The 22,043-nt window shown below is 70.1% G+C and carries 18 protein-coding genes; 9 read left to right on the top strand and 9 right to left on the bottom strand.

Annotated features, from left to right (window positions below; genetic code table 11):
- The first annotated feature begins 7 nt into the window (after positions 1-7).
- Both ACWEKM_RS17155 and ACWEKM_RS17150 read left to right on the top strand, forming a co-directional pair.
- Positions 8-1,804, top strand: a complete 1,797-nt coding sequence (locus ACWEKM_RS17155; protein WP_451621990.1) for an LCP family protein — start codon at positions 8-10, stop codon at positions 1,802-1,804.
- A gap of 80 nt (positions 1,805-1,884) precedes the next feature.
- Positions 1,885-3,540 carry an LCP family protein gene (locus tag ACWEKM_RS17150; protein ID WP_451621989.1) on the top strand — a complete coding sequence of 552 codons (1,656 nt, stop codon included), beginning with the start codon at positions 1,885-1,887 and terminating at the stop codon, positions 3,538-3,540.
- A 90-nt stretch (positions 3,541-3,630) separates the two neighbouring features.
- Here the strand turns inward: ACWEKM_RS17150 and ACWEKM_RS17145 are convergent, their stop codons facing one another.
- Positions 3,631-4,659: a glycosyltransferase family 2 protein gene (locus ACWEKM_RS17145; protein WP_451621988.1), complete on the bottom strand. Its 1,029-nt coding sequence runs from the start codon at positions 4,657-4,659 to the stop codon at positions 3,631-3,633.
- 131 nt (positions 4,660-4,790) lie between these two features.
- Between ACWEKM_RS17145 and ACWEKM_RS17140 the strand changes: the two genes are divergently transcribed.
- Both ACWEKM_RS17140 and ACWEKM_RS17135 read left to right on the top strand, forming a co-directional pair.
- Positions 4,791-6,290 carry an LCP family protein gene (locus ACWEKM_RS17140; protein WP_451621987.1) on the top strand — a complete coding sequence of 500 codons (1,500 nt, stop codon included), beginning with the start codon at positions 4,791-4,793 and terminating at the stop codon, positions 6,288-6,290.
- Between the two features lie 296 nt (positions 6,291-6,586).
- A complete protein-coding gene (locus tag ACWEKM_RS17135) occupies positions 6,587-6,949 on the top strand; it encodes a four-helix bundle copper-binding protein (RefSeq protein WP_451621986.1) in 363 nt (120 codons plus the stop codon).
- 272 nt (positions 6,950-7,221) lie between these two features.
- Here the strand turns inward: ACWEKM_RS17135 and ACWEKM_RS17130 are convergent, their stop codons facing one another.
- On the bottom strand, positions 7,222-8,541 hold the full coding sequence (locus tag ACWEKM_RS17130) for an LCP family protein (RefSeq protein ID WP_451621985.1): 1,320 nt from the start codon (positions 8,539-8,541) through the stop codon (positions 7,222-7,224).
- Between the two features lie 309 nt (positions 8,542-8,850).
- Between ACWEKM_RS17130 and ACWEKM_RS17125 the strand changes: the two genes are divergently transcribed.
- Both ACWEKM_RS17125 and ACWEKM_RS17120 read left to right on the top strand, forming a co-directional pair.
- Positions 8,851-9,402, top strand: a complete 552-nt coding sequence (locus ACWEKM_RS17125) for an acyl-CoA thioesterase (RefSeq protein ID WP_451621984.1) — start codon at positions 8,851-8,853, stop codon at positions 9,400-9,402.
- Positions 9,403-9,773: 371 nt separating this feature from the next.
- Positions 9,774-11,117: a UDP-glucose dehydrogenase family protein gene (locus tag ACWEKM_RS17120; RefSeq protein ID WP_451621983.1), complete on the top strand. Its 1,344-nt coding sequence runs from the start codon at positions 9,774-9,776 to the stop codon at positions 11,115-11,117.
- A gap of 269 nt (positions 11,118-11,386) precedes the next feature.
- Here ACWEKM_RS17120 and ACWEKM_RS17115 read toward each other — a convergent pair whose 3' ends face one another.
- From ACWEKM_RS17115 to ACWEKM_RS17105, 3 genes are read right to left on the bottom strand one after another with little or no spacing between them, the layout of a single operon-like run.
- A complete protein-coding gene (locus tag ACWEKM_RS17115; protein ID WP_451621982.1) occupies positions 11,387-12,565 on the bottom strand; it encodes a dipeptidase in 1,179 nt (392 codons plus the stop codon).
- A 5-nt stretch (positions 12,566-12,570) separates the two neighbouring features.
- Positions 12,571-13,068 carry a 5-(carboxyamino)imidazole ribonucleotide mutase gene (gene purE, locus ACWEKM_RS17110; protein ID WP_451622001.1) on the bottom strand — a complete coding sequence of 166 codons (498 nt, stop codon included), beginning with the start codon at positions 13,066-13,068 and terminating at the stop codon, positions 12,571-12,573.
- A 20-nt stretch (positions 13,069-13,088) separates the two neighbouring features.
- On the bottom strand, positions 13,089-14,228 hold the full coding sequence (locus ACWEKM_RS17105; protein WP_451621981.1) for a 5-(carboxyamino)imidazole ribonucleotide synthase: 1,140 nt from the start codon (positions 14,226-14,228) through the stop codon (positions 13,089-13,091).
- 208 nt (positions 14,229-14,436) lie between these two features.
- Between ACWEKM_RS17105 and ACWEKM_RS17100 the strand changes: the two genes are divergently transcribed.
- On the top strand, positions 14,437-14,949 hold the full coding sequence (locus tag ACWEKM_RS17100; protein ID WP_451621980.1) for a GtrA family protein: 513 nt from the start codon (positions 14,437-14,439) through the stop codon (positions 14,947-14,949).
- A gap of 349 nt (positions 14,950-15,298) precedes the next feature.
- On the opposite strand, the gene ACWEKM_RS17095 is transcribed toward ACWEKM_RS17100, so the two are convergent.
- A complete protein-coding gene (locus ACWEKM_RS17095; protein WP_451621979.1) occupies positions 15,299-16,570 on the bottom strand; it encodes an ATP-binding protein in 1,272 nt (423 codons plus the stop codon).
- 31 nt (positions 16,571-16,601) lie between these two features.
- The gene (locus ACWEKM_RS17090; RefSeq protein ID WP_451621978.1) at positions 16,602-17,279 is read right to left on the bottom strand and encodes a response regulator transcription factor; all 678 of its coding nucleotides are present in this window, start codon (positions 17,277-17,279) and stop codon (positions 16,602-16,604) included.
- Positions 17,280-17,764: 485 nt separating this feature from the next.
- Here ACWEKM_RS17090 and ACWEKM_RS17085 point away from each other — a divergent pair, with 485 nt between their 5' ends.
- Together ACWEKM_RS17085 and ACWEKM_RS17080 are read left to right on the top strand one after the other, a co-directional pair.
- Positions 17,765-19,261, top strand: a complete 1,497-nt coding sequence (locus ACWEKM_RS17085) for an oligopeptide:H+ symporter (RefSeq protein ID WP_451621977.1) — start codon at positions 17,765-17,767, stop codon at positions 19,259-19,261.
- Positions 19,262-19,874: 613 nt separating this feature from the next.
- The gene (locus tag ACWEKM_RS17080) at positions 19,875-20,396 is read left to right on the top strand and encodes an NUDIX domain-containing protein (protein ID WP_451621976.1); all 522 of its coding nucleotides are present in this window, start codon (positions 19,875-19,877) and stop codon (positions 20,394-20,396) included.
- 361 nt (positions 20,397-20,757) lie between these two features.
- On the opposite strand, the gene ACWEKM_RS17075 is transcribed toward ACWEKM_RS17080, so the two are convergent.
- Positions 20,758-21,294 carry an ATP-binding protein gene (locus ACWEKM_RS17075; RefSeq protein WP_451621975.1) on the bottom strand — a complete coding sequence of 179 codons (537 nt, stop codon included), beginning with the start codon at positions 21,292-21,294 and terminating at the stop codon, positions 20,758-20,760.
- Between the two features lie 245 nt (positions 21,295-21,539).
- Complete coding sequence (locus ACWEKM_RS17070; RefSeq protein WP_451621974.1) at positions 21,540-21,917, bottom strand: STAS domain-containing protein; 378 nt, start codon at positions 21,915-21,917, stop codon at positions 21,540-21,542.
- Between the last annotated feature and the right edge of the window lie 126 nt (positions 21,918-22,043).

The following is a 22,043-nucleotide window of genomic DNA, read 5'->3' as shown; positions in this document are numbered from 1 at the left end:
GACAACCGTGGACGCGCAAGGCCGTGGGCGGGCGGACAACATCGATCCCGCAGACCAGTGGGTGCTCAATCCGAACACCGGCGAATACGAACTGCGACTGACTCCTTCCGCACCGCAGTCGTCGGTGCCTGGACCACGCAGATCGCGTTCCCGGGATTCCGGCCGTACGGCCGGGGACGGGAAGGCGAGGCCGGGGCGGCAGCAGGACAGAACACCGGGCCGGGAGACGGGTCGAGCATCGGGCCGGGAGACGGGTCGGGAGGCAAACCGGGCACCGGGCCGGGAGGTTCCGCCGCAGCGCAGGCGACGGGCGGAGCCCGAGCCGCCGACCGGCCGGCGCAATCGCCGCCCGGCCAAGAACAAGTCGAAGGCGAAGAAGACCCTGATGTGGACCGGCGGCACCATGGCGTTCGTCCTGGTCGCCACCGGTGCCGCCGCCTACCTCTACCTCAAGCACCTTGAGGGCAACGTCACCACGACGGACGTGGGCAGCGCGGGCAAGCAGGGCTTCAGCAAGGACGAGGCGTTCAGCATCCTGGTCATCGGCACCGACAAGCGCACCGGCAAGGGCAACGAGGGCTACGGCGACAACGGCAGCGTCGGGCACGCCGACACCAACGTCCTGCTGCATGTGTCGAAGGACCGGACGAACGCCACCGCCCTCAGCATCCCGCGTGACCTGATCGTGGACGTCCCGGACTGCCCGACGAAACAGAAGGACGGCACCGAGAAGGTCATCCCGGGCACGCAGGGCGTCCGCTTCAACACCAGCCTGGGCCAGGACGGCCGTGACCCGGGCTGCACCATGCGCACGGTGGAGTCGGTCACCGGCATCCCCGTCGACCACTTCATGATGGCCGACTTCAACGCGGTGAAGACGCTGACGTCCGCCGTCGGCGGGGTCGACGTGTGTCTGGACCACGCGGTGAACGACAAGAAGTCGCATCTGAATCTGCCCGCGGGCGAGTCCAAGATCGAGGGCGAGCAGGCGCTGGCGTTCGTGCGCACCCGGCACGCCTGGGGCAACCAGGGCGACCTGGACCGGATCAAGGTGCAGCAGCAGTTCCTGGCGTCGCTGATGCGCAAGATGTCCTCCAGCGACACCCTGACCAGCCCGACCAAGCTGGTGTCGCTGGCCGAGGCCGCCACCAAGGCGCTGACCGTGGACACCGGGATCGGCAAGGTCAGCACGTTGAAGGACGTGGCGCTGGAGCTGAAGAAGGTGCCGACGAAGAACATCAGCTTCATGACAGTGCCGGTGCTGGACAACCCCGCGGAGACGGTCAAGGCGACCGTCGTCGTCGACCAGAACAAGGCGCCCGCGATCTTCGACGCGATCAAGAACGACGTCTCCTTCACCGAGGTGAAGAAGAAGCAGAAGGCGCAGAAGGACGCGCAGGCCGCCCGCCTCAAGGGCACCAAGTCCGACGCGTCCGAGGTCCGGGTGCGGATCCTCAACGGTGGTGCCCCGCCCGGCAGCGCGCAGGAGACCCTGCAGTGGCTGCAGAACGACGAGGGTGTGGTCAAGTCGGAGAACGCGGGCAACGCCCCCGCGGAGCTGGACAAGACCACCCTGGAGTACGGGCCGGACCAGGCGGCACAGGCCCGTAGGCTGGCCGCGATCATGGGGTTGTCCGGTTCCGCGATGAAGCCGGGCGAGAGCGTGATCAACTCCCAGGGGCTGCCGGCGATAACGCTGACCCTGGGCAAGGACTTCAAGGGCGCGGGCGTATCCCTCACCACTCCGACAAAGGCGCCGGAAGTGGACAAGTCCACGGCAGACAAGGTGAAGTGCGCCTCGTAGGTAACCCAACGGGCCCGTCACGCGTCTAACCCGACGCGGGACGGGCCCGTTGCAAGGCGCAGGGTGGGGAGGGCAGGGATTTGGGGCAGAGCGGTGTACGGGGGAAGGCTCCCGCGGTCGAGGACACGAGGTCGCTCACACCGCGGGGACCGGACGGGTCCGACGGACCTGGCCGACACGGCGGCGGGCGGCGCGGGGGCGGCCCGAGCGGTGGCAGGCAGGGCCGCGGACGGCGGGCGCTGCGCTGGTCGGCGACAGTACTCGCGGTGCTGATACTCGGGACAGCGGGCGCCGGCTACCTCTACTACGAGCACCTCAACGGCAACATCCGGAAGGGCCAGCGCAGCAGCGGCGACTCCAAGGCGCGCAGGACCGAGCCGAACGCGGCCGGGCAGACGCCGATGAACATCCTGCTGCTCGGCTCCGACAGCCGTAACTCCGACGAGAACGTGAAGCTCGGCGGCAGCAAGGACAACCGGGGCAACCCGCCGCTCGCCGACGTGCAGATGCTCATCCACCTCTCCGCGGACCGCAAGAGCGCGGCCGTGGTGAGCATTCCGCGTGACACCCGGGTCGACATACCGCAGTGCAAGGACCCGGAGAGCGGCGAGACGTACCGGGCGACCAACACGATCATCAATGAGTCGCTGGCCCGCGGCGGGGCCGGCTGCACGCTGGCCACCTGGGAGAACCTCACCGGGGTCTATATCGACCACTGGATGACGATCGACTTCGCCGGCGTGGTGAAGATGGCGGACGCCATCGGCGGGGTCGAGGTCTGTGTGAACCAGAACGTGTGGGACCGCCCGCTGCCCGGCGTGCCCGGCGGCTCGGGCCTGAAGCTGACGGCCGGCACCAAGAAGGTGAAGGGCGAGCAGGCGCTCCAGTGGCTGCGCACCCGGCATGCCTGGGGCAGCGACCTGCTGCGGGCCAGGGCCCAGCACATGTACATGAACTCGATGATCCGCACGCTGAAGCAGCAGAACGTGTTCACCGACACGGGCCGGCTGATGGGCCTCGCCGAGGCGGCCACCAAGTCCCTGAAGGTCTCGGAGGAGATCGGCACGGTCAAGCAGCTGTACGACCTGGGCATGCAGCTCAAGACGGTGCCGACGGACCGCATCACCATGACGACGATGCCGAACATCCCGGACCCGCAGAACGCCAACCATGTGGTGCCGGACTCCGTCAACGCCCAGAAGATGTGGCAGATGCTCCGCGACGACGTCCCGTTCGACAACAAGGGCGACGACAAGGGCAAGGCGGACGGGGAGAAGAAGCCGACCGACACGGCCGAGGCGGCCAAGGCGCCCTCGGTCACCGCCGACCGGCTCGGGGTGCTGGTGCAGAACGCCACTCGGACCTCCACCGAGGCCGCGGTCCCCAGCCGGGCGAGTGCGATCGGCCAGGTGCTGGTGCAGCAGGGCTACACGAAGGCGACGGCGGACCGGGCGGCGTCGCTGTCCGAGGAGGCGACGGTGGTCCGCTACCCGAGCGCGGACCTGGCGGGCGATGCTCTGGCGGTCGCCAAGTCGCTGGGGATTCCCACGAGTTCGGTGAAGCAGTCGACCGATGTGTCGGGGGTCACCGTCGTCGTGGGCGCCGACTGGCGCGACGGCACCACGTACCCGAAGCAGTCCAAGCCGAAGGCCGGGGACCTGCCCAGCAACTCCGACGCCATCAACGGCTCGGACAAGGGCCAGTGCATGGACGTGTACCGGCCCTATCGGTGGTAGCACGCCGACGCGGGTCACCCCTGCATATGTGTGCGGGCCCCTCCCGGAAGCCGGGAGGGGCCCGCACACATAGGTCCAAGTCCCGGCGGTTCAGGGGGAGTTCGGCACCGCCGGGCGGCGGGAGGCGATGACCCGCCGGGCCAGGGCGCGCGGGCTGGTCAGGAAGCCCCAGCCCCAGGACATATGCATGGTGGCGAGGGCCACGGGGATGCGCAGGCGGGCCGTCGGAGGCAGGCCCTTGCCCGCAGGCACCGAGCCGACGGCGATCGCCGCCAGGTAGCCGCCGGGGATCACAAAGCCCCACGGAGTGAGGGCCGCGCCCACCACGAGGCCCGCCGCTATCGCACACACCGCCGTCGGCGGGGCCAGGTAGCGCAGATTGATGGAGCCCTCGTGGTAGCGGGCGACGACATGCCGCCAACGGCCGTAGTCCTTGTACTGCTTGGCCAGAGCGCGCACCGACGGGCGGGGGCGGTAGGACACCTTCAGCTCCGGCGAGAACCAGATCTGCCCGCCGGCCTCACGGATGCGGAAGTTCAGCTCCCAGTCCTGGGCGCGGATGAACTCCTCGTTGTAGCCGCCCTGTTGTTCCAGCGCCTCGCGGCGGAAGACGCCCAGATACACGGTCTCCGCAGGGCCGGCCTGGCCGCCGGTGTGGAAGGCGGCGTTGCCGACGCCGATCTTCGAGGTCATCGCGGCGGCGACGGCGTGCTCCCAGTCGTTCTCGCCCTCGGCGTGCATGATGCCGCCGACGTTCTGCGCGCCGGTCTCCTCCAGGAGCCGTACGGCGGTCGCGATGTAGTTCGGCGAGAGCATGCCGTGCCCGTCGACGCGCACCACGATCGGGTGGCGGGACGCCTTGATCGCGGCGTTGAGGGCGGCCGGCGTGCGACCGGTCGGGTTCGGGACGGTGTGCACGCGCGGGTCGTCGCGGACCAGCTCGGCGGCGATCTCGTCCGTGCGGTCCGTGGACGGACCGAGGGCGATCACGACCTCCATCTCGCCGGCGTACTCCTGCGCGAGGATCGCTTGGACGGCGCCGCGCAGATGCCGCTCCTCATCGAGGACGGGCATGATCACAGAAACTGCGGGGTGCCGCACGTCGGGCTTGGCGTTCATAGGGGGTTCACGTTACCGCGAACGGGGGACACGGGTGCGCGCCGCCGGGCCGCTGAGGCGGGCTGGAGATCGTATGGGCCTACGGTGCTTCCGGATCCCACGTACGGCCGTCGTCCGGAGGTGTCGTCCCCTTGTCCCCCAGCCCGCCTCGGTCCGCTGCCCGGCCGCAGCGCCGCCCGCAGCCGCCCCGCCGTGCGCCGCGGCCGCCCGCGCGGACGGTGCGGCCCGTGCGCCCGAAGCGGCCCCGCTGGGCCATGCGTGCGGTGACAACGCTGTCCGTGGTGGTGCTCGCCTCGGCCGGGATCGGACACGCGGTGGTCAGCAGCCTGGACGCGGACATCGCCCGGGTGGACCCGTTCCGGGACATGAAGAACCGCCCGAGCGGCGGACACGGCATGAACGTCCTGCTGGTCGGCACCGACGGCCGGGACAAGATCTCCGAGGCGGAGCGGCGGCGGTTCCGGCTGGGCGGCGCGCCGTGCCACTGCACCGACACGATCATGATCGTGCATATCTCGCAGGACCGGGAGCGGGCCACCGTGGTGAGCCTGCCGCGGGACTCGTACGCCGAGGTGCCCGAGCATGTCGACGAGACCACCGGGGCACGCCACGGCCCGCACCCCCTCAAGCTCAACGCGGCCTACGCGGAGGGCGGGCCGCAGCTGACCGTGCGCACGGTGGAGCACATGACCCATGTGAAGATCGACCACTATCTGGAGGTCGACTTCACCAGCTTCATGAAGACGGTGGATGTGCTCGGCGGGGTCCGGATCTGCACCGCGACGCCCCTGAAGGACTCGTACACCGGCCTCGACCTGACACCCGGCACGCACACGCTGAGCGGCGGTGAGGCGTTGCAGTACGTCCGCTCGCGGCACGTCGACGGGGCCAGCGACCTGGGCCGGATGCAGCGTCAGCAGCGGTTCCTGGCGGCGCTGATCGAGCAGGCGACCTCCTCCGGGGTGCTGCTGAACCCAATGAGGTTCCGGGACGTGACGCGGGCGGTGCTGGGCTCGGTTCGGGCGGACACCGGCTTCGGCACGGACGAACTGCTGGACCTGGGCCGCGCGATGCGCAACTTCTCCCCCTCCTCCTCCGAGTTCACGACCGTGCCGATCGGGCAGATGGCGTTCCCGGTCAAGGGCATCGGGTCGACGCTGAAATGGGACCAGGCCCGGTCGGAGACGCTGTTCCGGTCCCTGCGCGAGGACAAGCCGCTCACCGTGAACCGGCGGCCGACGCGGACCCCGTCCGTGCCGGTGGACGTGGCACCGCAGGAGATCCGGGTGCAGGTGGAGAACGGCACCGGTACGGAGGGGCTCGCCAAGCGGGTGGACGCGGCCCTGGCCGCCACCGGCTTCGCCACCACCGGGCACCCGGTGACCTCGGCGGAGCGGGACGTACGGCGGACGGTGATCGTCTACGACCCGCGCTGGGACCGATCGGCCAGAGCCGTGGCGCTCGCGCTGCCCGGCAGCGAGCTACGGGCGGTGCCCGCGCAGGGACCGGTACTCAAGGTGATCGCCGGAGCGGACTTCCACGACGTACGCAAGGTCAAGGCGCAACCACCGGCACAGGGCGAGTCGGGGGCGGTACGGGGGGACGAAGTGGTCTGCTCCGGCACGGACTGAGGGCTCCGCTGGAAGTGCCGCGATATGCCGTCGGTCGGCTGCGGCACCATCGTGGCCGGTCGCGCAGTTCCCCGCGCCCCTTCAGGGCGCTGTCGAACCGCAACGGACTTCGCCGAACCCGCTTGGCCCCCTGCGGATCCGACGACACCGGTACGGCGAGGCCCACCCGCACACCACGGGCAAACAACCCTTATGGGACAACTCTGACAATCCCTCCGATGGCGTTATATAGCAGACCAGAGTAGGACGGAAGCACAGGGGCCCGCCGAGGCCCCCTCGCCCCCTCTGGAGGAGCCATGACCCAGCCCGGAACCGTGCCCGCCATGACCCAGCAGATGCAGGACTGCATCCAGGCATGCATGAACTGCCACAGCGTGTGCGAGGAGACGATGAGCTCCTGCCTGTCGATGGGCGGCCAGGCCCAGATGCAGATCATGCGGACGCTCATGGACTGCTCGGAGATGACCCGGATGTGCGCGGACATGATGATGCGGCGCTCGCCGCTGTCCGCCGAGATGTGCGGGATGTGCGCGAAAGCGTGCGACATGTGCGCGGAGGCGTGTATGTCCCTGCCGGACGACGCCCAGATGCAGCGCTGCGCCGAGGCGTGTCGCCGCTGCGCGGAGACCTGCCGTGCGATGACGGCCACCCGGGCCTGACCCGCACCCGACCGGTCGAGGGCGCCCTGCGAGGTGCCCTCGGCTGAGCGGACGGTACGGCGAGGAACCGCGCGCCCGGCCACGTCGCCGCCGCAGCCGACCGACGGCGCGCATCACAGCCCCGACGGACCGCCCCCGCCCAAGCACGCGGTCCGGAAGCGCCCCCGAAGGGGCGCGGGGAACTGCACGACCGGCCACGACGTCACCGCACCCGGCCGACGGCGCGACGGCGCACCTCACGGCCCGTCCCGCGGAGCGACTACGCGGAGCGCCTAGTTGCCGGTGACCGTGACCTTCTCGTCGTTGTTCAGTTCGTTCACCAGGGTCTTGACCTTGGCCTTGTCCCAGACGAGGTTGCCGCCGTTGGATCCGGAGATCGGCATGTTCATCGAGGTGCCGTCGCCGCCGCTGACACCCTTCATCGCCCAGAACATGGACGCCAGGTTCCACAGGCTCATGTCCTTGTCGACGGAGAGCGAGTCCAGGCCCGCGCCCAGCGTCGGGTACAGCTTGAAGGGATTCAGGACCGTCGACGGCGTGGCCACCTGGTGGGCCAGCGCCGACAGGAACTTCTGCTGGTTCTTGGTGCGCTGGAGGTCGGAGGTGGCGAAGGCGTGCCGGGTGCGCACGAAGGCCAGCGCCTGCTCGCCGTTCAGCGTCTGCTTGCCCGCCTTGAAGTCCGCGCCCGAGTACTTGTCCTTGAAGCCCTTGTCGATGGTGATGTCGACGCCGCCGACCGCGTCCACGATGTTCGCGAAGCCGGCGAAGCCTATCTCCACGTAGTGGTCGATGTGCAGACCGGTGTTGAACTCGACCGCGCGGACCAGCAGGGTCGGCCCGTCCTCCGCGTAGGCCGCGTTGAGCTTCGTGTGCCGGCCGGTGCTCTGGTAGACCTTGCCGGACGTCGACCCCTTGTAGCTCGGGATCTCCACGTCCGAGTCACGCGGCAGCGAGATCAGCGTGTCGCCGTTGTCGCCGACGTGCAGGATCATCATCGAGTCGGTGCGCTGCCCCTCGGCGGAGCCGGTGTGCAGCTTCTTCTTGTCCTCGTCCGACATGCCCTTGCGGCTGTCGGAGCCGACGATCAGGTAGTTCGTGCCCTGGCCCGACTCCGGGCGGTCGATGACCGTCGAGAGGTCGACGTCCCGGTTGAGCTTGGAGTCGGCCCAGAAGTAGGTCGCCACGGTGGTGACGACCAGCACGCCGACCACGGTGATCGCGGTCCACTTGATCCGGCGCCGCCAGTTCGGCGCGGGCCGCGGCCTGCGGGAGGCCGCGTCGGCCGGCCCGCCCGGACCGCCGCCGCCCGGACCGCCGTAGACCTGCCCGGTGTTGTAGCCGCTGTCGTACCCGTGCGGGTCACCGTAGTCGTCGTAGCCCTGGCCGTCGGAGTACGTCGGCTGCTGCGGGACCTGGCCGTGCGGCGGCGCCGACGGGCCGGGGCCGCCGTACCCGCCCTGTCCGGGCGGGGCCGGCCGGCCGCGCCGGACCTGGCGCATCACGCGGGCGCCCTCCGGCTGCGCGCCAGCACTGCCGCGTCCGTAGCGGCTGCCGCGGTTGTCGTCGGACCATCCCTCGGGCCAATCATTCATGCGCCCCAGTGTGCAGGGCAGGGCTGTATGGCTTACAAGGGCCGTCGGAAAATAAGAGCGCCGCTGTTGCCAATCTGACACAAACTCTTCCGATATCGGCTCGGCATAAGGTGGAGGCCATGACAGACCAGGCCCGCCCAGCAGAAGCAGACATTTCGGGCAAGTCCCTGCCCCTGCCTCTGTCGGCGCCCCTGTCCCTGTCGGCGTCTCGCACCACGCTCAGCCACATCATCGTGCGGCGAGGGCGCACAGGGCGGCCCCGACAGGGTCGGAGCATGGCGCCGGGACCGTCCGCTTATGGTGGTGAACATGACTGATCAGGGCCCCTCGTCGGCAGGGGACGACCTTCCCGGCAAGCCGACATCGGCGTCGCGTACGACGCTGTCGCACATCATGACGGCGAACGAGACGAACCTGCTCGGGACCGTGCACGGCGGCGTGATCATGAAACTCGTCGACGATGCGGCCGGGGCGGTCGCGGGGCGGCACTCGGGCGGGCCCGCCGTCACCGCTTCCATGGACGAAATGGTGTTCCTGGCGCCGGTCAGGGTGGGCGATCTCGTTCATGTGCGGGCGCAATGCAACTGGACGGGGCGCAGCTCCATGGAGATCGGCGTACGGGTCCTCGCCGAGCGCTGGAACGAGTCGACGCCGCCCACGCAGGTCGGATCGGCGTACCTGGTATTCGCGGCGGTCGACGCGGACGGGAAGCCGCGCCGGGTGCCGCCGGTGATCCCGGAGACGGAGAAGGACAAGCGCCGCTACCAGGAGGCCCAGATCCGCCGCACCCACCGGCTGGCGCGACGACAGGCGATCACGGAACTGCGGGAGAAGCGGGCGGCGGAGGGCTTCGAGGACTGAGAGCTGCGAACAGAATGGGAGTCCGGCGGGCAAACGCGAGCCGCCGAGGGCGGGCCCACTCGCTCGGATAATTCGGGTGGCGGTGCCGACTCTTGAGGACCGGCTGGGGCGCTGTACCCGGTCCGCACCCCATCTGGAGATGCGCGACGAGTACCTGCGCTCCGATCCGCTGCCCGGATCGTGTCGGAGCCCGCGCCGGACCACATCTGGCGATGACGCTAATTACCGTTAAGTAACCCAGTGTTCAGGGGACCGCCCGCCGGGCGCCTGTGTGAGCTGGGCGACCGTGGGAAAGTTGCCCGCCGGAGGGCGCACACAGCCCCCGACTATGCTCGGGCCTCGCATCGCATTCGTTTCCCCCTGGAGCACCCATGAGCCTGAAGATCACCGTGATCGGAACCGGCTATCTCGGCGCCACACACGCCGCGGCCATGGCCGAGCTGGGCTTCGAGGTGCTGGGGCTCGACGTCGTGCCCGAGAAGATCGAGCTGCTGCAGCGGGGCGAGGTCCCGATGTACGAGCCGGGGCTCAGGGAGTTGCTGCGGCGGCACGTGGCCGGTATCGAGGGCGCCACGGGGCGGCTGCGGTTCACCCTGGACTGGGCCGAGGTGGCGGACTTCGGCGATGTGCACTTCGTCTGTGTGAACACCCCGCAGAAGCACGGCGAGTACGCGGCGGACATGTCGTACGTCGACGCGGCCGTCGCCTCCCTCGCGCCCCATCTCACCGGTCCCGCCCTCGTCGTCGGCAAGTCCACCGTGCCCGTCGGTACCGCGGACCGCCTGGCCGCCTATCTGGCCGCGCACGCGCCCGCCGGGGCCGACGCCGAGCTGGCCTGGAACCCGGAGTTCCTGCGGGAGGGCTTCGCCGTCGAGGACACCCTGCACCCGGACCGGATCGTGGTGGGCGTGCGCAGCGAGCGGGCGGAGAAGCTGCTGCGCGAGGTGTACGCGACGCCGGTCGGTGAGGGCACCCCGTTCGTGGTGACCGACTTCCCGACCGCCGAGCTGGTGAAGACCTCGGCGAACTCCTTCCTGGCCACCAAGATCTCGTTCATCAACGCGATGGCGGAGCTGTGCGAGGCCGCCGGCGGCGATGTGGTCCGGCTCGCCGAGGCCATCGGCTACGACGACCGGATCGGGAAGAAGTTCCTGCGCGCCGGGATCGGCTTCGGCGGTGGCTGTCTGCCCAAGGACATCCGGGCGTTCATGGCGCGGGCCGGCGAGCTGGGCGCCGACCAGGCGCTGACCTTCCTGCGCGAGATCGACTCCATCAACATGCGCCGCCGCGGCCAGATGGTCGAGATGGCCCGGGAGGCGCTGGGCGGTGGCTCCTTCCTGGGCAAGCGGGTCGCGGTGCTCGGCGCGGCCTTCAAGCCCGACTCGGACGACGTCCGGGACTCGCCCGCGCTCAATGTGGCGGGCCAGATCCATCTCCAGGGCGGTCAGGTGACGGTGTACGACCCGAAGGGCATGGACAACGCCCGCCGGGTCTTCCCGACGCTCGGATACGCGGACTCGGCGTCGGCGGCCGTGCGGGGCGCGGACATCGTCCTGCACCTCACGGAGTGGCGGGAGTTCCGCGAACTGGACCCGGCCGAGCTGGGCGAGGTCGCGGCGGCGAAGGTGATCCTCGACGGCCGTAACGCCCTGGACCCCGGGCTGTGGCGCCGGGCCGGCTGGACGTACCGCGCGATGGGCCGCCCGACCGCGTAACGGCACCACCGCGTAACGGCATCGCCCGGCAACTCAGACGTACGACGCCGGTTCGGCCGAGGCTCAGTCGGCCGAACCGGCGTCCTGGTGCATTCTGCCCCACCGGGCCGGGGCGCGGCCGACGAACCGGGCGCATAGCACGCCTCCCTGGCCGGCCACCTGTTCCGCCTGTGCGCCCGCTGACCGGGACCGGTCGGTCATGTACGGGACCGGTCCGTCATGTATGTGGGCGGGGCGGACGGCCACCACGGCCGCCCCGCCCCGGGCGGTCAGCCGTCCAGCGACTCGATCGTGGCGTTGGACGGAGCGCGCGTCGCCTGGAGCGAGCGGGCCACGTCCTCGGCCGCGCCCAGCACCCGTACCGCGTTCTGCCAGGTCAGCTTGGCCAGGTCGGCCTTGGACCAACCGCGGTCGAGCAGTTCGGCGATCAGGTTCGGGTAGCCGGAGACGTCGTTCAGGCCATCCGGGGTGAAGGCCGTGCCGTCGTAGTCGCCGCCGATGCCGAGGTGGTCGACGCCCGCGACCTCGCGCATATGGTCCAGGTGGTCGGCGACGGTGGCCACCGTGGCGACGGGACGCGGGTGCGCCTCCTCGAAGGTCCGGTGGACCTTCATCGCCTCCTCCGTCGTGTCGAGGTGGTGGAAGCCGTGCGCGTGCATGTTCTCGTCGGCCGCGGCCGTCCAGTCCACGGCGGCCTGGAGCACGAACTTCGGGACGAACGTCACCATCGCCATGCCACCGTTCGCGGGCAGCCGTTCGAGGACATCGTCCGGGATGTTGCGCGGGTGGTCGCACACGGCACGGGACGAGGAGTGCGAGAAGATCACCGGCGCGGACGTCGCGTCCAGCGCGTCCCGCATCGTCGTCGCCGCCACATGGGACAGGTCGACGAGCATGCCCAGCCGGTTCATCTCCCGCACGACCTCACGGCCGAAGGCCGACAGGCCGCCGACGTCCGGCTCGTCCGTCGCCGAGTCCGCCCACGGCACATTGTCGTTGTGGGTGAGCGTCAGATAGCGCACGCCCAGGCCGTACAGGCCGCGCAGGGTGCCCAGCGAGCAGGCGATGGAGTGGCCGCCCTCCGCGCCCATGAGCGAGGCGATACGGCCGTCCGCGCGGGCCGCCGCCATGTCGGCGGCGGTCAGCGCGGGCGCCAGGTCCTTCGGATAGCGGGCCAGCAACTGCCGTACGCAGTCGATCTGTTCGAGGGTGGCCGGGACCGCGTCGGGCAGGTCCGAGCGGACGTACACCGACCAGTACTGCGCGCCGACCCCGCCCTTGCGCAGCCGCGGCAGGTCGGTGTGCAGATGGGCGTTCTGGTGGCCGGCGAGGTCACGGGCGGCAAGGTCGTAACGGACCTGCTCGCGCAGCGCCCACGGCAGGTCGTTGTGGCCGTCGACGACGGGGAACTCGCGCAGCAGCGCCCTGGCTTCGTCCAGTGAGGTCATACCCGTTACTTCCCGAAGCCGAAGCCGTTCGACCCTTCGGCCTTGGCGCGCAGCCGTTTGCCCTTCTCGGTCGCCTGGTCGTTCAGCTCCTGCTGGAAGTCCCGCATGCGGGCGAGGAGTTCGTCGTCGTGCGCGGCGAGGATACGGGCCGCGAGCAGACCGGCGTTGCGGGCGCCGCCGACGGAGACGGTCGCCACCGGGACGCCGGCCGGCATCTGCACGATCGACAGCAGGCTGTCCATGCCGTCGAGGTACTTCAGCGGGACCGGGACGCCGACCACCGGCAGCGGGGTGACCGAGGCGAGCATGCCGGGCAGATGGGCGGCGCCGCCCGCGCCCGCGATGATCACCTTCAGCCCGCGCTCCACCGCCCGCTCGCCGTACGCGATCATCTCGCGCGGCATACGGTGCGCGGAGACGACGTCGACCTCGTAGTCGATCTCGAACTCGTCGAGGGCCTTGGCGGCGGCCTCCATGACGGGCCAGTCGGAGTCCGACCCCATGACGATGCCAACAACGGGGCTCATTCGGTGATGGTGCCTCTCAGGTAGCCGGCTGCGTGACGGGCGCGCTCCAGCACGTCGTCCAGGTCGTCGCCGTAGGTGTTCACGTGCCCCACCTTGCGGCCGGGCTTCACGTCCTTGCCATACATATGGATCTTGAGCTGGGGGTCGCGGGCCATGCAGTGCAGATACGCCGAGTACATGTCGGGGTAGTCGCCGCCGAGCACATTGACCATGACGGTCCACGGCGCGCGCGGGCGCGGGTCGCCCAGCGGGAGGTCGAGGACCGCGCGGACGTGGTTGGCGAACTGCGACGTGATCGCGCCGTCCTGGCTCCAGTGGCCGGAGTTGTGCGGGCGCATCGCCAGTTCGTTGACGAGGATGCGGCCGTCGCGGGTCTGGAACAGTTCGACGGCGAGGTGGCCGACGACGCCGAGTTCCTTGGCTATGCGCAGCGCCAGCTCCTCGGCCCGCAGCGCGAGCGACTCCTCCAGGCCGGGGGCCGGGGCGATCACCGTGTCGCAGACCCCGCCGACCTGCCGGGACTCCACCACCGGGTAGGCGACGGCCTGGCCGTGCGGGGAGCGCACGACATTGGCGGCCAGCTCGCGGACGTAGTCCACCTTCTCCTCGGCGAGTACGGGGACGCCGGCGCGGAACGGGTCGGCGGCCTCCTCAGCGGTCTCCACTACCCACACGCCCTTGCCGTCGTAGCCGCCGCGCACGGTCTTCAGGACCACCGGGAACCCGTCGCCCTCGGCCGCGAAGCGGACCACGTCCACCTGGTCGGCCACGATCCGGTGCCGTGGGCTCGGGACGCCGATGGCGTCGAGTTTCGCCCGCATCACCCCCTTGTCCTGGGCGTGCACCAGCGCGTCGGGGCCGGGGCGGACGGGGATGCCGTCCGCCTCCAGCGCCCGCAGATGTTCGGTGGGTACGTGCTCGTGATCGAAGGTGATCACGTCGCAGCCCCGCGCGAACGCGCGCAGCGTGTCCAGGTCGCGATAGTCGCCGATGACGACATCGCTGACGACCTGCGCCGCAGAGTCCTGTGGGGTGTCACTGAGGAGCTTGAACCTGATGCCCAACGGGATGCCCGCCTCGTGTGTCATACGAGCGAGCTGCCCCCCGCCGATCATGCCGACTACCGGGAACGTCACGCCCCTAGGGTATCGGCCGCGCCACGACGGCCGGATTCCGCTCCCCTTTCGCCGTCCTCTCCCCCTTGTTTCCCCCCTCCTTTCCCCCCTTCTTTCCCCTCTTTTCTCCCTCTCTTGCCGACCCGTGGCCGGATGCGGAGGCGGGAGCGGGAGCCGCTGGTTAGCATGGCTGGGTCGACGCAACCTACGGACAGGAGCCTGCACGACCATGGAACCCGGTTCCTCGGGGCTGCGAAGGCTTGTGCACGAGGTCGCCAAGTTCGGCGCCGTGGGCGGCGCGGGACTTCTCGTCAATCTGGGCGTATTCAACCTGGTACGGCATGTGACCGCGCTGCCGGTCGTCCGGGCCAGCATCATCGCCACCGTCGTCGCGATCGTCTTCAACTACATCGGCTTCCGCTACTTCGCGTACCGGGACCGCGACAAGGGCGGCCGCACCCGGGAACTGACCCTGTTCCTGCTGTTCAGCGTGGTCGGCCTGGTGATCGAGAACGGCGTCCTGTACGCGGCGACGTACGGGTTCGGCTGGGACAGCCCACTGCAGAGCAACGCCTTCAAGTTCTTCGGCATCGCCGTCGCGACCCTGTTCCGCTTCTGGTCGTACCGCACCTGGGTGTTCCGGACCCTGCCGGCCCGGGAGACGGTGGTCGGCACGGGTCCGAACCTGGCCACGGAAACCACGGAAACCACGAAATCCCGCCAACGCCAGCGCATCTCCTAGGCAGCGGGACCGACAGCGCCCCAAACCAGCGCCCAAGGGGCGCGGGGAACTGCGCGACCAGCCACCACCCAGCCGCAGCCGAAACACAGCCGAACCCTGCCTTGCCCTGCCCAACCCTCCCCTCTCAGCGGAGCGTCACCGCACTGTCGACTGCTTGCTCTCCAGCCGAGCGTCCCAAGGAGCGCGGGGAACTGCGCGACCAGCCACAACAGGCCCGCACACGACCACCGACCCGGTCACGCCCCACCCAGCGGAGCGACTCCGCGGGGAACTGCGCGACCAGCCACGACGCAGCCGCAGCCGCAGCCGAAAGACAACCCGAACCGGCTGAACCCAGCGGAGCGAAGCGTCACCGGACCGTCGGCTGCTCCCCGTCCGGCTTCTTCAGCGGCGGCGTACGCGACAGGAACAGGCCAAACACCGGCGGCTGGGCCTGGAGGAGTTCCAGCCGTCCACCGTCCGCCTCCGCGAGGTCGCGGGCCACGGCCAGGCCGATCCCCGTGGAGTTCCGCCCGCTGATCGCCCGCTCGAAGATCCGGGCGCCGAGGTCGGCCGGCACCCCGGGCCCCTCGTCGGTGACCTCGACCACGGCCTGGTTGCCGGTGACACGGGTGCGCAGCGCGACCGTGCCGCCGCCGTGCATCAGCGAGTTCTCGATCAGCGCCGCCAGCACCTGGGCCACCGCGCCCGGCGTGCCCACCGCCCGCAGATGCCGCTTGCCCGAGCTGACGATGGCCCGGCCCACGTTGCGGTAGGCGGGGCGCCACTCGGCGAGCTGCTGCTGGATGACCTCGTCGAGATCGAAGGTGACCGCTGAGCCGGTGCGCGGGTCGCGGGAGTTCGTCAGCAGCCGCTCCACGACGTCCGTCAGCCGTTCGACCTGGGTGAGCGCCACGTTCGCCTCGTCCTTCACCGTGTCCGGGTCGTCGGTGAGGGTGATCTCCTCCAGCCGCATCGACAGCGCGGTCAGCGGCGTACGCAGCTGGTGGGAGGCGTCGGCGGCCAGCCGCCGCTCGGCGGTGAGCATCCGGGCGATGCGCTCGGCGGAGGAGTCCAGCACATCGGCGACCCGGTCCAGCTCGGGCACCCCGTACCGCTTGTGCCGGGGGCGCGGGTCGCCGGAGCCGAGCCGTTCCGCGGTCTCCGCGAGGTCGGTCAGCGGGGAGGCGAGACGGTTCGCCTGGCGCACCGCGAGCAGCACCGCGGCGATCACCGCGAGCAACGCCACCGCCCCGATGATCAGCAGCGTCCGGCCCACCTCCCGGGTCACCGAGGAGCGCGGCTCCTGGACGGTGACCCGCTCGCCCTCCTCGCCGTCGGCGCTGGCCCGGATGACGTCGCCCTGCGGCCTGATGCCGACCGTGATCGGCGGCCGGCCGGGCATCCGGATGATCGCGTACTGGTCCTTGCCGATTTGGTTGCGCAGTATGTCGGCGGTGACGTCCTCCGCGCCGAGGATGCGGCTGTCCACGATGCTGGCCAGCCGCAGCGCCTCGGAGTCCACCCGCTCCTGGGCGCTGTTGCTGATCGTCCGGCTCTCGACGATGACGAGGGACACACCGAAGACGGCGATCACCACGAGCACCACGGCGAGCGTGGACTGGATCAGTCGGCGGCGCATGTCCTCTTACCCGGTGGATCCCCGAAGGGGCTCAACTCTTCTCGAAGCGGAAGCCGACGCCGCGCACGGTCGCGATGTACCGGGGGTTCGCGGCGTCGTCGCCGAGCTTCTTGCGCAGCCAGGAGATGTGCATGTCGAGCGTCTTGGTCGACGACCACCACGTCGTGTCCCAGACCTCGCGCATCAACTGGTCGCGGGTGACGACCCGGCCGGCGTCCCGGACCAGGACCCGCAGCAGGTCGAACTCCTTTGCGGTGAGCTGGAGTTCCTCCTCGCCCATCCATGCGCGGTGCGACTCGACGTCGATCCGCACGCCGTGCGTGGCCGGCGGCTGCTGCGGCTCGGCGGCGCCGCGTCGCAGCAAGGCCCGGACGCGGGCGAGGAGTTCGGCGAGCCGGAAGGGCTTGGTGACGTAGTCGTCGGCGCCCGCGTCCAGGCCGACGACGGTGTCCACCTCGTCGGCGCGCGCGGTCAGGATGAGGATGGGTACGGCGTGGCCCTCGGCGCGCAGCCGGCGGGCGACCTCCAAGCCGTCCATGCCGGGCAGGCCCAGGTCCAGCACGACCAGATCGACGCCGCCCTGCACTCCGGCGTCGAGCGCGGTGGGGCCGTCCTCGCGCACCTCCACCTCGTAACCCTCCCGGCGCAGGGCACGGGCCAGCGGCTCCGAGATGGACGCGTCGTCCTCGGCGAGCAGTACACGGGTCATGGGGTGATGGTAGTCCGCCCGCACACCGTGCTGGGGTGTGATCGGCGCCCGGGATTCTTACCTTGGGTCACAGCGGTACGCACCCATGGCCGGAAGATGCGATGGGGGGAGACCTTCGGATGTGTGCCCCCGGTTCCGCCGACGCCTGTGATTCATGTCTCAAGTCCTTCCATATCCGGCACTGTCCTGCCGTATGGTGACCTGAGAACGCCTGTGTTGACCGGGGACCTTTGGCGCGTATTCGACGCTGGAGGTCTCCTTTTGTGTGCGGGTCGGCCCGCGCCGGCCTCGAAGGAATGACCTCTGGCCGGGCTCCGGACGCATCGCCGCGTGCGGGGCGTGGAACCCGGTGGTCGCCGTCCGTCGTCCCGCGATCCGGGGCGGACACCCCGTGGGCGTGGGGGTGGACGGCCCGATCCGCCGGGGCCGGCCGCCCCACCGGGCGCGCAGTGCTCCACGCGCGTCCCGACCAGCAAGGAACGACCATGGCGTCCAGCCTGACGAAGGACTCGATCCAGCCGGGCACCCCCGGCACCGGGCAGACCTTCTTCGGCCACCCCCGCGGACTGGCCACTCTCTTCATGACCGAGATGTGGGAGCGTTTCTCCTACTACGGCATGAGGGCCCTGCTCCCGCTCTACCTGGTGGCCCCTGCCGGGCTGCACCTCGACGCGGCCACGGCGACCGCGATCTACTCGGTGTACCTCTCCCTCGTGTATCTGCTCGCCCTGCCCGGCGGCTGGTTCGCGGACCGCGTCCTCGGCCCGCGCAGGACGGTCGCCGTCGCCGGCGCGGTGATCATGCTCGGCCACCTCACCCTGGCGCTGCCGAGCGCAGGCACCTTCTACGCCGGTCTCGGCCTGGTTGCGATCGGTTCCGGCCTGCTGAAGGCCAACATCTCGACGATGGTCGGCCACCTCTACGACGGTCCGGAGGACCCGCGCCGCGACGGCGGCTTCACGCTCTTCTACATCGGCATCAACCTGGGGGCCTTCGCCGCGCCGCTGGTCATCGGCACCGTCGGCCAGAAGGTCAACTGGCACCTGGGCTTTGCGCTCGCCGCGCTCGGCATGGCGCTGGGTCTGGCCCAGTTCCTGCTCGGCACCCGGCATCTGAGTCCGCGCTCGACCGTGGTGCCGACGCCGCTGTCGGCCGCGGAGAAGGCCGCCACGCTCCGCAAGGCGGCCTTGTGGGCGGCCGTCGCCGTCGTCTTCTACACCGTCGTCGGCATCTCCGGCGCCTACACCCTGAACTGGGTGATGGTCCCGATCATCGTCGCCGGCCTGGTCATCCCGGTCATGGTGCTGGCGCGCATCAAGCGGGACAAGGAACTGGACCGCACGGAGCAGTCCCGGATGTCGGCGTACATCTGGTTCTTCGTCGCCGCGGCCGTGTTCTGGATGATCTACGACCAGGGCGGTTCGACGCTGTCGATCTTCGCCGACGGCCGGGCCGAGAACAGCATTCTCGGCTGGCACTTCCCGGTCTCCTGGTACCAGTCCGTCAACCCGGTCATGATCATGGCCTGCGCGCCGGTCTTCGCCGCCCTGTGGCTCGCACTGGCCCGGCGCGGCAAGGAGCCTGGCACGGCGACGAAGTTCGCCCTGGGCCTGATCCTGATCGGCGCGTCCTTCTTCCTCTTCCTGGCCCCGCTGTCGATCGCCGAGGGCGGTCACAAGGCGGCCGCGATGTGGCTGGTGGCGATCTACTTCGTGCAGACCGTCGGCGAGCTGCTGCTCTCCCCGGTCGGCCTGTCGGTCACCACGAAGATGGCGCCCGCGAAGTACGCCTCCCGGATGATGGGCGTCTGGTTCCTGGCCGTCACCGCCGGCGACGCCACGACCGGCCTGCTCGGCGTGGCGGGCGTCAACCTGGACAAGATGGGCATCGTGGCCCTGGAGGCGGCCCTCGCCGTCGTCGCCGGTACGGCGGTGTGGAAGTACCGCAGCAAGGTGAAGCACCTGATGGGCGACGTCAACTGACGGCCCCTGCGGGCCCGACGCCATTGATCGGGGGGGCCACCGCATCGCTGACCGAAGGACCACCTCGTGACGGCACGCGGCGGTTCTCACGGAGACGCCTGTGGTGTGTCCGGCGGTGGTGGCGATGGTGTCCCCCTGAGTTGTCCCCCTGGGGCCCTTCGCCATGTCCGGACCCGTCCGCCCCACAGCACGGGCGTGTGGCCGTCCCCGGCAGCCAGGCGACTGATATGGGGTGGCTGGCCGCGTACGGGCTCGGTGGCCTGGTCGGGGGTAGGCGGCCGTCGAGCTCGGTGACCAACGACTGATCGCTGTAGGCGATCTCCACCCACTCACGTGGGCTGAGGTCCGGGGGGACCGGCCGCCACAGGCCGGTGTCGCCATCGGCGAGGGAGCTGGACGCTGCGGTGCACGCCGCACACGCGTTGTTGAGCACAAGCCCGACCCTGGGGTCTGTCCGGGTCGTACGGCAGCTCGACGAGTTGCGCCGGCTACTGGAGCAACACAAGGCGTATCAGCCAGTGCGCGAGTACCTGGTGCGCTTCGACGATGCGCGCAGGGCCAGAATGCTTCTCCTGGCCGATTTGATCCCGCCATCACCGGGAGGCACCCCCGCATGAGGACGACCGCACCCGACCCCGGCGACACAGACGCCTGGAACGCCTACCTTGCCGAAGGCAACGCCAAGCAGGCCCGCAAACGCGTCGCGGCTGATGTCCTGTTGCGCGATCCGGCCGGGCGCGTACTTCTGGTGAATCCCACTTACAAACCCGACTGGGACTTGCCGGGCGGCATGGCGGAGTCGAACGAGCCGCCCGAGGAGACGGCAGGCCGCGAACTCCTCGAAGAGCTTGGACTGAAAATCACGGTGAATGGGCTGCTGGTGGTGGACTGGGTGGCGCCGCACGGTCCATGGGATGACCAGATCGCGTTCATTTTCGACGCCGGCGTGCTGCCCCAGGACCAAGCCGACCAGTTGCATCCACGGGACGAAGAGCTTTCCGAGGTCGCGTTCGTCGAGCCGGAAGAGGCCCGCGCCAGGCTCGGCGAACGCATCCGGCGCCGCTTCACGGCTGCTATGACCGCCCTCACGGCGGGACACCCGCTTTATCTGCGCGACGGCGTACCAGCACCCTGAAGGGAAGACACACAGAGTGGACGCATAGACCGCCGGCCAAAGGGATCGGCTCTCCCGCAGTCCCGACGCGCTGTTCTGCTACGGCGCTCCAGTTCAACGCCGTACTCGGCGCCCTGTTGGGGCGCATACCCGCCCGCTAGTCCTGCCTCCGCGCAACATGAGCGGCTGACGGCCCCGGAGTTGTCGCACTGGCACACACGACGGTGACCGCGGCATCGCGCGACCGGGCCGACGCGTCCGACGTGACCGCGGGGGACGCATGGGTCAGACCGGCCAGGGACGTACGTACGGACCAGACCGGCCCGGAGACGTACGGGTCAGTCGGCGCGCCCAGCCGGGTAGGTCGGCGCGTCCAGTCCGCTCAGGCCGGCGCGCCCAGTTCGGCCCAGACTCGCTTGCCGGACACCCCCGGGGTCCGCACCACGCCCCAGTCCAGACAGAGCCGCTGCACGATGAACATGCCGTGGCCACCGGGCCGTCCCGCGCGGTGCGGGGTACGAGGAGCCGGCTGACCGGTACCGCGGTCGGAGACCTCGATGCGGATCACCTTGTTGTCGAGGGCGAGGAACAGTTCCTCGGGGCCCTCGGCGTGCAGACACGCGTTGGTGACCAGCTCGGAGACGACGAGCAGCACGTCCTCGGCCGCCGCCCGCTGATCGGCGGAGGCGGCGGGCAGCCAGCCCCACGCGTACAGCGCCTGGCGGGTGAAGTCACGGGCGAGCGGTACGACGCCGCTCTCGCCGTCCAGACGGAGTCTGCGGGCCTGTGGACCCCCCGGCGGTACGGCCGCTGCCCCCGTGGACGCGCCGTAAACCGGCGCTCCCCCCTCGGACGCCCCGGAAACGCCGCTCGGCTCCGGGCCGCGGTCGCCCGGCGGGTAAGGCCGGGTGGTGCTCATCAGCGCTTCACCTCACCGATTCACCAGTTCCCGATCGAGTAGTTCACGATCGGGCAGTTCAGGATCGAGTAGTTCACGGTCAGTAGTCAGTAGCGGTCGACTTCCATCGGCACACACGTCGTCCGCAGGTCGTCGATCGGTTCCGCGACGCCCCCGGAGGCCGACCGGTCCAGGATGTCTCCTGCCCGGCACACAGGACGAAACACCCCCCGATTCGGGGTGTCCGGGAAGATCCACGGCAGATCTCAGCCGGTCTCGTCGACCAAGGCCGCCTCGACGGAGTCATGGACGGTGAAGACCGCCTCCGCCCCGGTGATCTCGAACACCCTGGCCACCACCGGCTGCATGGCCGCCAAATGCACCCCACCCCCGGCGGCCTCCGCTTTCAGACGGGCGCCGAGCAGCACGTTGAGGCCCGTGGAGTCACAGAACTCCAGCCGTGAACAGTCCACGACGAGTCGGGAGAATCCTTTGTCGAGGAGGTCGTCGAGGGGCTCGCGCAACAGATCGGCGGTGTGGTGATCCAGCTCACCCGCCGGTGCCGCCACGGCGCTGGAGCCCGCTTCCCGCACCTCCACCAGAAGCCGACCCGACTGTGCGCTGCCGACCGTCTCGCGGTCCATGCCGTCTGTCTCCCGAGGTCGTGGCTGCTGACTGATGCCCCGCCGATGTCCCGCTCATGTTCTTGCGCATGCGTTGCCGGGGCTCCGCCGGTGCCCTCGAACACTACGCCTTCCGTGCGCGCTCCG

This window comes from Streptomyces sp. NPDC004752, from assembly GCF_053601275.1.
Note: the sequence above shows the minus strand (reverse complement) of the source record. Positions and strands in the feature narration are given on the sequence as shown.